The 13,895-nt window shown below is 74.1% G+C and carries 11 protein-coding genes and 1 riboswitch; of the genes, 7 read left to right on the top strand and 4 right to left on the bottom strand.

Annotation, left to right across the window (positions count from 1 at the left end; genetic code table 11):
• Positions 1-57: 57 nt before the first annotated feature.
• The 4 genes from I8N68_RS15885 to paaN all read left to right on the top strand — a co-directional run bounded on the left by I8N68_RS15885 (position 58) and on the right by paaN (position 5,795).
• Positions 58-1,056, top strand: a complete 999-nt coding sequence (locus tag I8N68_RS15885) for a DMT family transporter (protein ID WP_200210763.1) — start codon at positions 58-60, stop codon at positions 1,054-1,056.
• Positions 1,057-1,151: 95 nt separating this feature from the next.
• Positions 1,152-1,285: riboswitch (SAM riboswitch) on the top strand.
• 12 nt (positions 1,286-1,297) lie between these two features.
• Positions 1,298-2,587, top strand: coding sequence for a threonine synthase (gene thrC / locus I8N68_RS15890; RefSeq protein ID WP_200210764.1), 1,290 nt, complete (start codon positions 1,298-1,300; stop codon positions 2,585-2,587).
• 343 nt (positions 2,588-2,930) lie between these two features.
• On the top strand, positions 2,931-3,950 hold the full coding sequence (locus I8N68_RS15895; protein ID WP_200210765.1) for a GNAT family N-acetyltransferase: 1,020 nt from the start codon (positions 2,931-2,933) through the stop codon (positions 3,948-3,950).
• Positions 3,951-4,121: 171 nt separating this feature from the next.
• On the top strand, positions 4,122-5,795 hold the full coding sequence (paaN, locus tag I8N68_RS15900) for a phenylacetic acid degradation protein PaaN (RefSeq protein WP_200210766.1): 1,674 nt from the start codon (positions 4,122-4,124) through the stop codon (positions 5,793-5,795).
• Between the two features lie 43 nt (positions 5,796-5,838).
• Here the strand turns inward: paaN and I8N68_RS15905 are convergent, their stop codons facing one another.
• Positions 5,839-6,369: a GNAT family N-acetyltransferase gene (locus I8N68_RS15905; RefSeq protein WP_200210767.1), complete on the bottom strand. Its 531-nt coding sequence runs from the start codon at positions 6,367-6,369 to the stop codon at positions 5,839-5,841.
• Between the two features lie 223 nt (positions 6,370-6,592).
• Here I8N68_RS15905 and I8N68_RS15910 point away from each other — a divergent pair, with 223 nt between their 5' ends.
• The 3 genes from I8N68_RS15910 (at position 6,593) to groL (ending at position 10,037) form a co-directional block, all read left to right on the top strand.
• The gene (locus I8N68_RS15910; protein ID WP_007073263.1) at positions 6,593-6,796 is read left to right on the top strand and encodes a cold-shock protein; all 204 of its coding nucleotides are present in this window, start codon (positions 6,593-6,595) and stop codon (positions 6,794-6,796) included.
• A 109-nt stretch (positions 6,797-6,905) separates the two neighbouring features.
• Positions 6,906-8,138 (top strand): hypothetical protein, encoded by a 1,233-nt coding sequence (locus I8N68_RS15915; RefSeq protein WP_200210768.1) that lies wholly within the window; start codon positions 6,906-6,908, stop codon positions 8,136-8,138.
• Between the two features lie 276 nt (positions 8,139-8,414).
• Positions 8,415-10,037 carry a chaperonin GroEL gene (gene groL / locus I8N68_RS15920; RefSeq protein ID WP_200210769.1) on the top strand — a complete coding sequence of 541 codons (1,623 nt, stop codon included), beginning with the start codon at positions 8,415-8,417 and terminating at the stop codon, positions 10,035-10,037.
• A 64-nt stretch (positions 10,038-10,101) separates the two neighbouring features.
• On the opposite strand, the gene I8N68_RS15925 is transcribed toward groL, so the two are convergent.
• From I8N68_RS15925 to I8N68_RS15935, 3 genes are all read right to left on the bottom strand, one after another.
• On the bottom strand, positions 10,102-10,344 hold the full coding sequence (locus I8N68_RS15925) for a hypothetical protein (RefSeq protein ID WP_200210926.1): 243 nt from the start codon (positions 10,342-10,344) through the stop codon (positions 10,102-10,104).
• 93 nt (positions 10,345-10,437) lie between these two features.
• Positions 10,438-11,373, bottom strand: a complete 936-nt coding sequence (locus I8N68_RS15930; protein WP_200210770.1) for a GNAT family N-acetyltransferase — start codon at positions 11,371-11,373, stop codon at positions 10,438-10,440.
• A gap of 60 nt (positions 11,374-11,433) precedes the next feature.
• Complete coding sequence (locus tag I8N68_RS15935; protein WP_200210771.1) at positions 11,434-13,860, bottom strand: S8 family serine peptidase; 2,427 nt, start codon at positions 13,858-13,860, stop codon at positions 11,434-11,436.
• Positions 13,861-13,895: the final 35 nt, after the last annotated feature.

Raw genomic sequence — 13,895 nt, forward strand, 5'->3', positions numbered from 1 at the left:
AACAAGCTCCTAGAGTCAGTGCCGTTGGTTCGACGATACTCGAACATTGGAGCTGTGATGCGTTCTCGTCACGCCACCTTTCCGCTCTTCGCGGTGCTCAGCTGGGGCGTCATGTTCCCCGTGCTGGCCAGCGCGCTGACCCGGGTCGACGCGCTGAACCTCACCACCGCCCGGTACGGGCTCGCCGCCGCCGTGCTGCTCGCCCTGCTGCTGGTCCGGGAGGGCGGCGGCGCCCTGCGGGCCGGTGGGCGGGCGGTCGAGCTGGTCGTGCTCGGCGTGCTCGGCTTCGCCGGGTTCAACGTGCTGACCAACCTGGCGCTCGGGCATGCCGCCCCGCAGCAGATCGCCCTCTTCGTCGCCACCACCCCGCTGGTCACCCAGCTGGTCCGCTGGGCGCGGGACGGCGTACGCCCCCGGCCGGTGCTGCTCGGCTTCTCGCTGCTCGCCCTCGTCGGCGTCGGCCTGGTGATCACCCGGGGCCGGCTCGACGGGCTGGGCCAGTTCGGCGTCGGCGGGCTGCTGATGATCGGTGCGGTGCTCGGCTGGGCGGTCTACACCCACGGCGCGAGCCGGTTCACCGACTGGTCACCGCTGCGCTACACCACCCTGACGGCGGTGGCCGGCACGGCGGCCATGCTGGCCGCCAGCCTCACCGCCGACCTCGCCGGCTGGCAGCACCTGCCGGCCGCCGCCGACCTCGGTGCGGTCGCCCCGCAGCTCGCGTACGCCGTGATCGTCGCCGCCGTCCTCGCGGTGCTCGCCTGGAACACCGGGGTGCAGCGGCTCGGCGCGGCCGACGCCGCCCTCTTCATGAACCTGGTCCCGGTGACCACCTTCGTGGTGCAGACCGTGCGCGGCTACCGGCCCGGTGCGGTGGAGCTGGCCGGCGCGGCCCTGACCATCGCCGCCCTGGTCGCCGCCAACCTGCTCACCCGCGCACGGCCCGCCCCCGGCGGCGCGGCGGCCCGCACCGGTGCGCCCGCCGCCACCCCCGTGCCGTTCGCCGTCACCGACCGACCGGCGGTCACCGACCCGATCGCCGTGGTCGCGCGCTGAGCTGAGCACTTGGGGTGGGGGGTGGGGGTTCATAGCGTGGGAAGTGGGGGCGGTGGGGGCGGCGGGATTGCTTAGACTTGGCGGCACAACTGAATACCTCATCCAGAGGGGCTGAGGGATACGGCCCGACGACGCCCCGGCAACCACCCGCGCGCTCGATGACGAGCGAGGAGCGGGCAGGTGCCAATTCCGTCCCCGCCGCAGGGTGCGATGCGGGGAAAGATGAGAGGAACTCCTCGACATGACGTCGACGCTTCCCGCCGCCACCGGCATCGACACCACCCTCAGCCCGGCCCGCGCCCTGGTCTGCCGCGCCTGCCTCGCGCGCTACCCGCTCGCGGCGCAGCACGCCTGCTACGAGTGTTTCGGCCCGCTGGAGGTCGACTACGACGCCGCCGCGCTCGCCACCGTCACCCGGGAGCAGATCGAGGCCGGCCCGAAGAACCTCTGGCGGTACGCCGCGCTCCTCCCCGCCGGCCAGGATCCGGCCACCCGGGTGACCGTGGACCCCGGGCTCACCCCGCTGGTCGCCGCCCCGCACCTCGCCGCCGAGCTGGGCATCACCGCCCCGCTCTGGGTCAAGGACGACAGCGCCAACCCGACCCACTCGTTCAAGGACCGGGTGGTGTCGGTGGCGCTGACCGCGGCCCGGGCGCTCGGCTTCACCCGGTACGCCTGCGCCTCCACCGGCAACCTGGCCAACTCGGTCGCCGCGCACGCCGCCCGGGCCGGGGCGCCGTCGGTGGTCTTCATCCCCAGCGACCTGGAGCAGGGCAAGGTGGTGACCACGGCCGTCTACGGCGGCGAGCTGGTCGCCATCGACGGCTCGTACGACGATGTGAACCGGCTCTGCGGCGAGCTGGTGGAGACCGACGAGTTCGAGGACACCGCGTTCGTCAACGTGAACGTCCGGCCGTACTACGCCGAGGGCTCCAAGACCCTGGGGTACGAGGTGGCCGAGCAGCTCGGCTGGCGGATCCCGGCGCAGGTGGTCATCCCGATGGCCTCCGGCGAGCTGCTCACCAAGATCGACAAGGCGTTCTCGGAGCTGGTGGAGATCGGCCTGGTCGAGGCGCCGGCCGGCGGCTGGAAGGTCTTCGGCGCCCAGTCGGCCGGCTGCAACCCGATCGCCACCGCGCTGCACGCCGACCGCGACACCATCACCCCGGTCAAGCCGACCGGCATCGCCAAGTCGCTCAACATCGGTGACCCGGCCGCCGGCCTGTACGCCCTCGAAGCCGTCCGTCGTACCGGCGGCTGGATGGAGTACGCCGACGACGACGAGATCCGCGCCGGCATCCGGCTGCTCGCTCGGACCACCGGCGTGTTCGCCGAGACGGCGGGTGGGGTGACCGTGGCGGTGCTGCGCAAGCTGGTCGAGTCCGGCCGGCTGGACCCGGCGGCGGAGACCGTCGTCTTCAACACCGGCGAGGGCCTGAAGACGATCGACGCCGTCGCCGGCGAGGTCGGCCCCACCCACCGGATCAAGCCTTCCCTGCGCGCCGCCCGCGACGCCGGCCTCCTCGGCTGACCGACCCGCGCCCTCCGCCGGGCCCGCCCCGCTCCCACGTCGCCGAACCGGGCGCGGGCAGGGCCGGTCGGGGGACGGCGGATCGCCCGGACGGGGGATCGGGCGGATCCGTGGGGTAACTGGCTTTTCGCTGTGAGTACGGAAAACCCGCCGCTAAGGACTTGACGACAGGTTTCGGACGGCGCAAGATGCTCCGTGCGGGAGGGCGTTTCGCCGGAGACTTTCCAAGTTCTTACGACCCAGCGCCGAAGGCGTTGTGCGATCGTCCCTCCCGACCAACGTCGCCTTTGGGGCCAGCGAAATTCGCTGGCCCCGATCGCGTTCCGGGCGCACCCTCGTCGACATGGGCATCACGATCGCGCCGTTCGACGCCGCCGACCCGGCCGCGATCGACGAGGCGTACCGGATCGGCGCGGCGGCCAACGAGGCCGATCTCCCCGACTTTCCGCCGTTCTGCCGGCAGCGCTTCCACGCCGCGGTCGGGCACCCGATGCCGGGCAACTCGCCGCGCTGGGCGCTGGCCCGGCTGGACGGCGTGCCGGCCGGCTACCTGGGGCTGGACCTGCCGCAGCTCGACAACACCGACAACGCCACCGTCGACCTGGTCGTGCACCCGGCGTACCGGCGGCGCGGCGTCGGCCGGGCGCTGCACGAGCACTGCCTGCGGCTGCTCGGTGAGCACGGCCGCAAGCGGGTGATGGGGATGGCGGTCTCGGCGCTGCCCGGGGGGATCGCCCGGCCGGACGTGGGCGGCGCCTTCGCCGCCGCGATGGGCGCCCGCCCGGTGCTCGCGGAGGTGCGCCGCCGGCTGGCGACCGACGGGGTCGACCACGTCGCGCTCGACACGCTGACCGCCGACGCCCGGGCGCACGCCACCGGCTACCGCTTCGTCCGCTGGCAGGGCGACACCCCGGAGGAGTACGCCGCCGACGTGGCCTACCTCGACGGCCGGCTGATGACCGACGCGCCCCTCGGCGACCTGGAGTGGGAGCCGGAGCGGGTCGACGTCGCGCGGCTGCGGGGCACCGAACGGGCGTTGGACGCCCGGGGCCGCTGCCGCTACCACCACGCGGCCGTGCACGAGGCGACCGGCCGGGTGGTCGCCTGGACCCTGATCGACCGCGGTCCGAGCGCCGACTGGCACGCCTTCCAGCAGATCACCATCGTCGATCCGGCGCACCGGGGGCACCGGCTCGGCCTGTTCACCAAGGCGGCGAACCTGCGCTGGGTGCTGCACCACGAGCCGGCGCTGCGGGCGATCGACACCTGGAACGCCGCCGAGAACCGGCACATGATCACGATCAACGAGCAGCTCGGCTTCCGCCCGGTGGATGCCTGGACGGACTGGCAGCTCACCCTCTGACCGCGCCGGGTCCGGCGGCGTCGAGCCGCCGGGCCAGCTCGGCACCGCCCGGTGGAAGTCCTCGTCCCCGCTGAACCGGTGCCCGTGCCGGGGCGATTGAGTGGCAGCTGACGATCAACCTTGTGACAAGCCCCTACTGATCGCGGCGGCTCCTGTTGCATGATGGCGGGCATGACGGAGACCCCGCACCCCCTGTACGACAGGCACGCCGACACCCTCAACCGCGCGCTGACCGCGATCACGGAGCGGGGATACTGGTCGGCCTATCCCGAGTCACCCAGCCCCCGGCTGTACGGCGAGACCGCCGCCGCCGACGGTAAGGCCGCCTTCGAGGCGTACCTGAACGGCGACTTCCCCCTGGACCAGCCCGGTGACGGCGAGACCGTGGCCACCGAGGCCAGCCCGTTCGGGCTGGCGCTGAACGTGCGCTACCCGCACGCCGGGGCCGACCAGCTGGTGACCGCCGCCTCCGCCGCCCTGCCGGCCTGGCGCGACGCCGGCCCGCAGACCCGGGCGGGGGTCTGCCTGGAGATCCTGGACCGGCTGCACAAGCACATCTTCGAGCTGGCCAACGCGGTGCAGTTCACCAGCGGGCAGGCCTTCGTGATGGCCTTCCAGGCCGGTGGCGCGCACGCGCTGGACCGCGCGCTGGAGGCCGTGGCCTACGCGTACGCGGAGATGACCCGGCACCCGGGGACGGCCGGCTGGGAGAAGGCCGCCGGCAAGGGCGACCCGCTGCGGATGACCAAGACCTTCCACGTGGTGCCGCGCGGCGTGGCGCTGGTGATCGGCTGCAACACCTTCCCGACCTGGAACTCGTACCCGGGGCTGTTCGCCTCGCTGGTCACCGGCAACCCGGTGGTGGTCAAGCCGCACCCGCGGGCCGTGCTGCCCCTGGCGATCACGGTGAAGTACGCCCGTGAGGTTCTCGCCGAGGCCGGCTTCGACCCGAACCTGGTGCTGCTCGCCCCCGAGGCCCCCGGCGAGAAGCTCGCCTCCACCCTGGCCCTGCACCCGGCCGTGCGGATCGTCGACTTCACCGGTTCCACCGAGTACGGCGACTGGCTGGAGGCGAACGCCCGGCAGGCCGCCGTCTACAGCGAGAAGGCCGGCCTGAACACGGTGGTGATCGACTCCACCGACGACTTCGCCGGCCTGTGCCGCAACCTGGGCTTCACGCTGACCCTGTACAGCGGCCAGATGTGCACCACCTCGCAGAACCTGCTGATCCCCCGCGACGGCATCGAGACCGACCAGGGGCACAAGAGCTTCGACGAGGTGGCCGCCGGGATCGCGGGCGCGGTCGGCAAGCTCACCGCCGACCCGGCCCGGGGCGTCGAGCTGACCGGCGCGATCGTCAACGACGGCGTGCTGGAGCGCCTCGACGAGGTCACCAAGGTGGGTGAGCCGGTGCTGGAGTCGCGGACCGTCGAGCACCCGGCGTTCCCCGGCGCGGTGGTCCGGACGCCGACCATCGTCAAGCTGGCCGCCGACGACACCGCGACCTACTCGCGGGAGTGGTTCGGGCCGATCTCGTTCGCCATCGCGACCGACTCGACGGCGCACAGCCTGGAGATCCTGCGCACCACGGTGGGGGAGAAGGGCGCGCTGACCGCCGGCGTCTACTCCACCGACGAGGCGGTGCTGGACGCGGCCGAGGCGGCGGCGATCGACGCCGGCGTGCACCTGTCCTGCAACCTGACCGGCGGCGTCTTCGTCAACCAGTCCGCGGCGTTCTCCGACTTCCACGGCAGCGGCGCCAACCCGGCCGCCAACTCCGCGCTGACCGACGGCGCGTACGTGGCGAACCGGTTCCGGATCGTGCAGAGCCGCCGGCACGCCTGACCGGGCGGGACGGGCCCCTGCCCGACGGGAGGGGCCCGTCCGCTCAGGCCGGGCGGCGCATCTGGAGTTCGCGCAGGGTCGGGATCTTCGGGTGCGGCACCCGGACCCCCGTGTCCACGAAGCCCAGCTTCTGGTAGGCCCGGCAGGCGCGGTCGTTGCCGACCACCACCTCCAGCATCAGCTCCGGCCGGCCGCACGCGCGGGACCAGGCCGCCACCTCGTCGACCAGGTGGGCGAGGAGTCCGCTGCCCCGCCAGGCCGGGGTGAGGTACACGGCGTAGATGACGGTGAGGCCGGGCTCGTCCGGGGCGGCCGTACCGCCGGCGTGGCCGACGAACCGGCCACCGGGGTCGGCGACGAACTGCGCCGTCGCGGTGCCGCGCGACACCGCGGCGATCCGGGCCGCGTAGTCGGCGTGCGGGCGGGCGGCGGCCTCCGCGACGGTCTCCAGGAAGGCCAGCGGCGCGTCGGCCAGCATCTCCAGCCGCAGTGCCCGCATCCGGGCGGCGTCCGGCGGGCGGACCCGGCGGACGGTGGCCCTCCGGGTGGCGGTCGTGGTCGGCGCGGTCGTCATGTGGCATGCATACCGGAGGGACGAACGTCCATGTCGCGCCGGGGCCGATCCCGCCCGGAATGCGCCCGATTTGTGGTCGTGCGCCGCCGTCACGCCTCGTGTAGCGTGCGATTTCGGTCACCGATTCAGCGGCCGTCGCCGATCGCCGGAACGGTGTCGCGGGCGCGGGCGCGGCCCGTGTCCCGGGGGTTGAGGAACGCCGCGCAGAGTGAGGAAGTGCACCGTGGCACAGGGCACCGTGAAGTGGTTCAACGCCGAAAAGGGCTACGGCTTCATCGCCGTCGACGGCGGGCAGGACGTCTTCGTCCACTTCTCCGCGATCGAGATGGACGGCTACAAGGCGCTGGACGACGGCCAGCGGGTCGAGTTCGAGATCGCCCAGGGTCAGAAGGGCCCGCAGGCCGAGCGCGTCCGCGTCGTCGCCTGAGCCGGCGCGGCCCGTCCGGCGGCGTCTCCAGCCCGACCAGGGGCTGCGGTGCGGACGTGCACCGGGGAAGATCATGAGCCGTTCCAGCCATCGCCGCTGAGGAGGGTTCATGTCCGACCAGCCCCCGTCGGGTCCCGTCGATCCGGTCTCCCCGCCGCCACCCGGTGACCGGGGACGGGCCGATCCGACGTCGTTCCCCGTGCCGGTCACCGATCCGAGCGCGGTACCCGGCCAGGGGGCAGCGCCGGCCGTGCCCGCCGCCACCGACCCCGCCGCGCCCGTCGTCCCCGGCCAGCCCGGGGTGCCGTACCCGGCCGGGCAGCCGCAGGAATGGAGCTGGTCCGCCCCGGGCGGCCCCGCCGGCCCGTACGCCACGGCCTACCCCGGTGGGCCGTACGCCTCTGGGGCGTACCCCGGGGCGCCGTATCCCGGGGGTACCTATCCCGCCGCGCCGTATCCCGGCGGGGCGTACCCGGGCTGGTATCCGGCGGGTGCGGGGTGGGATCCGAACGATCCGCTGGTCACGCCCCCGCACGCCGGGATCGGCGGGTGGTTCGCCCGCTGCGCCGGCGCGGTACGCCGCGGCTGGCGCCTGCTGGTGCCGATCATGCTGCTCACCCAGGCGGCGCCGGCCGCGGTGATCTCGGTGCTCTCCCTCGCCCTCGCCCCGTCCGGCGAGGTGGGCACCGCCGCCGACGGCGCCCCCGTCCTGCCCGACGGCTATTTCCGGGACGTGCTGGCCTTCTACGCCGCGGTGCTCGCCGCGAGCCTGATCCTCGGCCCGGTGCAGAGCCTCGGTTGGGCGGCGGGCACCTGGGTGGTCACCCGGCAGGCCGCCGGCGAGCCGGTCGGCCTCGGCGCGGCGTTCCGCTTCGGGCTGCGCCGGGTGCTCGGGCTCTGGGGCTGGACGCTGCTCAGCTCGCTGCTCATCGGGGTGGGGGTCTGCTTCTGCCTGCTGCCCGGGCTCTACCTGGCCTTCGCCTTCGCCCTGGTCGGTCCGGTGTACCTCTTCGAGCGGGAAAACCCGATCGGCCGCTCCTTCCGGATCTTCCACCAGCGCTTCGGCATGGTGCTCGGTCGGGTCGCGCTGGTCGTGGCGGCGCTGCTCGTCGGCGTCCTGGTCGGGTTCGTGGTGGAGGCGGTCGGCCAGTTGCCGTTCGGCACCCACCCGATGGACTCGCCGGGCACGGCGGCCGGCTCGGCCGCGGTGGCGCTGGTGGCCGCCGTCCTGGTCGTCCCGGTCTACCTGGCGCAGCTGGTGGGGCTGCTCGTCACCTACGCCGAGCAGCGCGCCCATGAGGGCCCGGTGAACGCCGCCCGACTGGCGACGGAACTCGGCTGAGCGGCGGCATCCTGCTTGCACTCGGCAAGGGAGAGTGCTAAACAGGTCATTGGCACTCGCATACCGTGAGTGCCAATGGTCGGGGCGGTAGGGCTACGGCCACGCCGGCGTCTCGATGGCGCCGAGGTGGCACATGGCCGGTCGTCGCGGGCTGTCCGGCCCGACCGAGGAGACGTCGTCGTCGCCAGGTGGCGACGTCCCAAGGTGCGTACACCAGGCGGCCCATCCGGGGGACACACTCGGGTGGCCCGTGAGTGTCCAGGAGGACAACGCCGTATGGCCAAGATGATCGCGTTCGACGAAGAGGCGCGCCGCGGCCTCGAGCGGGGCATGAACCAGCTCGCCGACGCCGTGAAGGTGACGCTCGGCCCCAAGGGCCGCAACGTCGTGCTCGAGAAGAAGTGGGGTGCCCCCACCATCACCAACGATGGTGTGAGCATCGCCAAGGAGATCGAGCTCGAGGACCCGTACGAGAAGATCGGCGCCGAGCTGGTCAAGGAGGTCGCCAAGAAGACCGACGACGTCGCCGGTGACGGCACGACGACGGCGACCGTCCTGGCCCAGGCCCTGGTTCGCGAGGGCCTGCGCAACGTGGCCGCCGGCGCCAACCCGATCGCCCTGAAGCGGGGCATCGAGGCCGCCGTGACCAGCGTCTCGGAGGAGCTGCTCAAGCTCGCCAAGGACGTCGAGACCAAGGAGCAGATCGCCTCCACCGCCTCCATCTCCGCCGGTGACAACACCGTCGGCGAGATCATCGCCGAGGCGATGGACAAGGTCGGCAAGGAAGGCGTCATCACCGTCGAGGAGAGCAACACCTTCGGCCTGGAGCTCGAGCTCACCGAGGGCATGCGCTTCGACAAGGGTTACATCTCCGCGTACTTCATGACCGACCCGGAGCGTATGGAGGCCGTCTTCGACGACCCGTACCTCCTGATCGTCAACAGCAAGATCTCGTCGGTGAAGGACCTGCTCCCGATCCTGGAGAAGGTCATGCAGGGCGGCAAGCCGCTGCTGATCATCGCCGAGGACATCGAGGGCGAGGCCCTGGCGACCCTGGTCGTCAACAAGGTCCGGGGCACCTTCAAGTCGGTCGCCGTCAAGGCGCCGGGCTTCGGTGACCGCCGCAAGGCCATGCTCGCCGACATCGCCATCCTCACCGGTGGCCAGGTCATCAGCGAGGAGGTCGGCCTCAAGCTGGACGCCGTCGGCGTCGACATGCTGGGCCGCGCCCGCAAGGTCGTGGTGACCAAGGACGAGACCACCATCGTCGACGGTGCCGGCGACGCCGAGCAGATCCAGGGCCGGGTCAACCAGATCCGGGCCGAGATCGACCGGAGCGACTCCGACTACGACCGGGAGAAGCTGCAGGAGCGCCTGGCCAAGCTGGCCGGCGGTGTTGCGGTGATCAAGGTCGGCGCGGCCACCGAGGTCGAGCTCAAGGAGCGCAAGCACCGCATCGAGGACGCCGTCCGCAACGCGAAGGCCGCCGTCGAGGAGGGCATCGTCCCGGGTGGTGGCGTCGCGCTGGTGCAGGCCGGCAAGACCGCCTTCGACAAGCTGGACCTGGCCGGCGACGAGGCGACCGGCGCGCAGATCGTCAAGATCGCGCTGGACGCCCCGCTGCGGCAGATCGCCGTCAACGCCGGCCTCGAGGGTGGCGTGGTCGTCGAGCACGTCCGCAACCTCGAGCCGGGCCACGGCCTCAACGCCGCCAACGGCGAGTACGTGGACCTGCTGGCCGCGGGCATCATCGACCCGGCCAAGGTGACCCGGTCGGCGCTGCAGAACGCCGCGTCGATCGCGGCGCTCTTCCTCACCACCGAGGCCGTCGTGGCGGACAAGCCGGAGAAGACCCCGGCCGCCCCGGCTGGCCCGGGTGGCGGGGAGATGGACTTCTGAGTCCAGTTCCACCGAACGCCGAAAGGGGGCGGGCCGCGTCTGCGGTCCGCCCCCTTTCCGTCCGTCACGTCGGCAGTGGCCGCTGGTTGCGTCGTTTGTGCGTCCGGTCGTACGGCGGCGAGATCCGGATCGGCTCGTCCACCGGTTGCCGCGTCTCCTCGACGTCCGGTTCGTCGGCGCCAACCATCTCGGCCAGCTGTTCGGCGTCGCCGTAGTCGAGCCGGTCGAACGGCAGTTGCCCGGGAAGCTCGGTGACCGGTGGCCAGCGGCTTGGCTGGTCGTCGGTCCGTTCGTCATCCGTGGTCATGGCTGCCTCCTCTACCGGCAACCGTAGGGGGCGGTCGATGACCGACGCCGGTAAACGGGATTATTGGCGTCTATATCCCTTTCGCCCCATTGGCTATCCGGCCGGGTGCCCGCCAATCTCCTTCCGGTACAGGAAGAACACCCGCTCGATCCGCGCGCCCGCGCTGCCCGAGTAGAACGGCACCGGCCCCACCCAGCCGATCTGCGCCGCGCCGATCCCGGCCGCCGCCTGGTCCCGCAGGCAGCGGCGCAGCAGCACCCCGCCGATGCCGGAACCCTCCGCCGCCGGGGCCGTTCCCATCGGCCCGAACCAGCTCGGCCGCGAAGACCCGTACGCGGCGAAGCCGAGGATCTCGCCGTCCCGCTCGGCGAGGTGCGCCCCGGCGCCCGGCCGCCCGACCGAGCCGGCCAGCTCGCCGTCCCACGTCCCGCCGAAGGTGGCCCGGGCGAACGTGGCCAGCGCCGCCAGGTCCGCCGGCTCGGCGCGGCGCACCGTGACGCCCTCACCGGCCAGCCGGCGTTCGGCGGCCTCCGTCGACCGCAGCGCCGGCGAGCGGTCCGACAGGTCCGCGGTCATGTTCCAGGCCGTCCGGTCCTGCCGGTAGCCGAGCCGCAGTGCCGCGCAGACCGCCGGCGTGTACCGCACGTCGATCCCCGGCCAGGCGTAGTACGGCGGGTTCCCGGCCAGCAGCAGCTCGGCCGCGCCCAGCCCGGCGAGCCGCCGTTCCGCCTCGGTCAGCAGGGCCCGCCCGACCCCCCGGCGGCGTGTCTCGGGCGCCACCGCCACCAGGTCGACGTGCCCGAGCCGGGCGTCCCGCTGGGCCACCGACCCGACCAGCGCCCCGACCAGCTCCGCGCCGCGTACCGCGCCGAGCAGCACCACCGGACGGTCGGCCGCCGCCCGGGTGGTCAGGGCGTCGAGGATGGCCGCCGCTTCGGCGCCGTCCTCCGGTAGGTCCAGCGCCCGCCGGCACAGGTCGACCACCGCGGGCAGGCGGTCCGGGCTCAGCTCGATGATCTCCACGTCCATGGTCGCCGACCCTAGGTCATCCGGCGGCCGGTCGGCACCGCCCGATCGCACCCGGTTCGCTCAGCCGGCGCGAGCGGCGCGCACCGCGGCGTACGCGTCGACCACGCCCGCCCCGACCAGGTCCGCGTCGCCGCCGCAGCGAGGCGCCTCCGGGTCGTCGGGACGTACCCCGGCCGGAGTGGCGGTCTTTCGGAGGATCCGCCCGGTCCGCTCCAGGTCCCCGACCAGCGCCGGGTTCGCCGACCACATCAACGCCACCACCCCCGCCACCTGCGGCGTCGCCATCGAGGTGCCGGCCAGGGTGGCGTACCCGCCGCCCGGGAACGCCGACAGCACGTCCGCGCCGGGCGCGACCAGGTCCGGTTTCGCCGCCCCACCGGTCGCCGGCCCCCGGCTGGAGAAGCGGGTGAGCTGCCGCGCCCGGTCCACCGCGCCCACCGTCAGCACGTCCGGGTACGGCGCCGGCGGATCGGCCACCGAACCGCAGTACGGACCGGTGTTGCCGGCGGCCGCGACCACCAGGATGCCGGCAACGGCGAGCGCGGCCGTGGCCGGCCGGAGCGCCCCGGCGTCGCAGCCCTCGATCGGCGGGCAGCCCCACGAGTTGGTCAGCACGTCCGGCGCCCGGGCCGGCCGCCCGTCGGTGAACGGGTCCCCGCCGAACGGGAAGGGTGCCAGCATGAACTGGAGGCAGTCCAGGTACCGGGCCGGGCTGCCCAGGTTGCGGTCCAGGTTGACGCAGCCCACCCAGCGGGCGTCGGGGGCGACGCCGATCCCCTCCCGGCCCACCGCGCTGCCCGCGGTATGGGTGCCGTGCCCGCCCTGGTCGTTCGGGCTGCGGGTGTGCGCCCACGGGTCGTACCAGGAGTCGTCGCCGCCGCGGAAGCCGGCGGCCAGCGCCGGGTGCCCGCCGTCCACGCCCGAGTCGGAGGCGCCGACCACGACACCCGAGCCGGTCACCCCCAGCTCCGACCAGACCCGGTCGGCGCCGATCAGCGAGATGTTCCAGGCCGGACCGGTCGGCGCGGGCAGCGTGCCACGGGCGGGCGGGGCCACCGCCGGCAGCGGGCGCAGCCGCTGGCTGACCAGCACCCGGGCCACCTCGGGCCGGCCGGAGAGCCAGGCCCGAACGGCCGGTCCGCCGTCCGTCTCGATGGCGTTGACCAGGTAGTACGGCGTCGGGTGCAGGCGCAGCCGGGTCAGCTCGCGGCGCAGTTGCGCCTGGGTCCGGTCGGCCGTGGCCACCAGCCGCCGGTAAACCTCGGCGGCCCGGGCGTCCCGGCCGGCCCGGCCGGGCGCGCCGGCCGGAATGCCGGTCAGGTCGGCCTGTTCGCGGAGCACCACGAGCAGCCGGTCGCCGTGCAGGCCGGGTTGCCCGGGGACCACGTACCCCAGCGCGACCGCGGCGAGCAGGGCCGTGGCGACCACCGCGGCCACCCGCCGGCTCGGCGCGCCGGCGCGGGGGCGGGCCAGCAGCACGCCGTACCCGACGGCGAGCAGCACCGCGACCGCGAACGCGGCGCCGGTCGCCACCGCGACCCAGTACGGCACGTCGCGGGTGGTGGCGAGGAGCGCCGTCAGCTCGTCCGGGTCGGCGAACGCCAGCGGCCCCAGCACGCCGAGCCCGACCAGCCAGCGCGCGGGGACGGGGCCGACGGGCCGGCCGGCGCGGGCGGCTGCCGCGCGCAACGCGGCCAGCGCGAAACCCAGCGGCGGCAGCAGGAACAGGGCGGGCAGTTGCGCGCCGGAGTGCCCGGCCCCGGCCGCGAGCAGCAGCAGGACCACGCCGGCGACCAGCCCACCGACCAGCACCAGGCGGGCCGGCCCGGCGTCGAAGCGGGCCCAGAACGCGGCGTCGAGCAGCACCCCGGCGAGCACCCCGAACGCGGCGGCGGCGAGCTCGGCGAGCAGCGTCTCCAGCGCCCCGCCCAGCGCGCCCAGCACCGCCCAGGGCAGCAGCAGCGCCGCCCCGGCCGCCACCGCGAGCAGGGTCTCCGGCGCAGGCCGTGCGCCGCGCGGTGCCGCGCCGGTCGCCGAGGCGACCCGGCGGGCGCGGAGCCCGCCGAGGACGACCGCCAGCAGCGCGGCGGTGCCGGCCAGCGCGGCCAGGTACGCCTCCTGGTGCACCGGCGGCACCGCCCGCAGCGCGGTCAACGCGCCGAGCACCAGCGCGCCGGCGAGCCAGGCCCGACCGGTCGCCCGGATCGCCGGGGAGCGGGGGAGCAGCGCCAGCGCCAGCGTGGGGGCGCCCACCAGGAGCACGGTGCCGAGGGCGACCAGCGGCCACACCGGCACCGCCCGGTCCAGGCCGGCGACCAGCATCGCCTGGTCGACGGCCCAGCCGACCACCTGCCCGAGCACCGTCACCAGCACGGTCCACCCGCCGACCAGGGCCGCCGCCACCACCGGCCACGGGCCCGGCCGGTCCGGCCCGGTGGCCGGTGGCCGGGCGGGTGGACCGGCGGGCGGCCGGGGACCGATCTCCATGCGGATCACGGTACGGCCCAGGCGCGTGCCGCCGG

This window comes from Micromonospora coerulea (assembly GCF_016598485.1).
GTDB classification, from domain to species: Bacteria; Actinomycetota; Actinomycetes; order Mycobacteriales; family Micromonosporaceae; genus Micromonospora; species Micromonospora coerulea.

Excerpts from the sequence above, each read along its gene's own strand:
- I8N68_RS15885 (WP_200210763.1), top strand. The coding sequence starts at position 58 with ATGCGTTCTCGTCACGCCACCTTTCCGCTCTTCGCGGTGCTCAGCTGG.
- thrC (WP_200210764.1), top strand. The coding sequence starts at position 1,298 with ATGACGTCGACGCTTCCCGCCGCCACCGGCATCGACACCACCCTCAGC.
- I8N68_RS15895 (WP_200210765.1), top strand. The coding sequence starts at position 2,931 with ATGGGCATCACGATCGCGCCGTTCGACGCCGCCGACCCGGCCGCGATC.
- paaN (WP_200210766.1), top strand. The coding sequence starts at position 4,122 with ATGACGGAGACCCCGCACCCCCTGTACGACAGGCACGCCGACACCCTC.
- I8N68_RS15905 (WP_200210767.1), bottom strand. The coding sequence starts at position 6,369 with ATGACGACCGCGCCGACCACGACCGCCACCCGGAGGGCCACCGTCCGC.
- I8N68_RS15915 (WP_200210768.1), top strand. The coding sequence starts at position 6,906 with ATGTCCGACCAGCCCCCGTCGGGTCCCGTCGATCCGGTCTCCCCGCCG.
- groL (WP_200210769.1), top strand. The coding sequence starts at position 8,415 with ATGGCCAAGATGATCGCGTTCGACGAAGAGGCGCGCCGCGGCCTCGAG.
- I8N68_RS15925 (WP_200210926.1), bottom strand. The coding sequence starts at position 10,344 with ATGACCACGGATGACGAACGGACCGACGACCAGCCAAGCCGCTGGCCA.
- I8N68_RS15930 (WP_200210770.1), bottom strand. The coding sequence starts at position 11,373 with ATGGACGTGGAGATCATCGAGCTGAGCCCGGACCGCCTGCCCGCGGTG.
- I8N68_RS15935 (WP_200210771.1), bottom strand. The coding sequence starts at position 13,860 with ATGGAGATCGGTCCCCGGCCGCCCGCCGGTCCACCCGCCCGGCCACCG.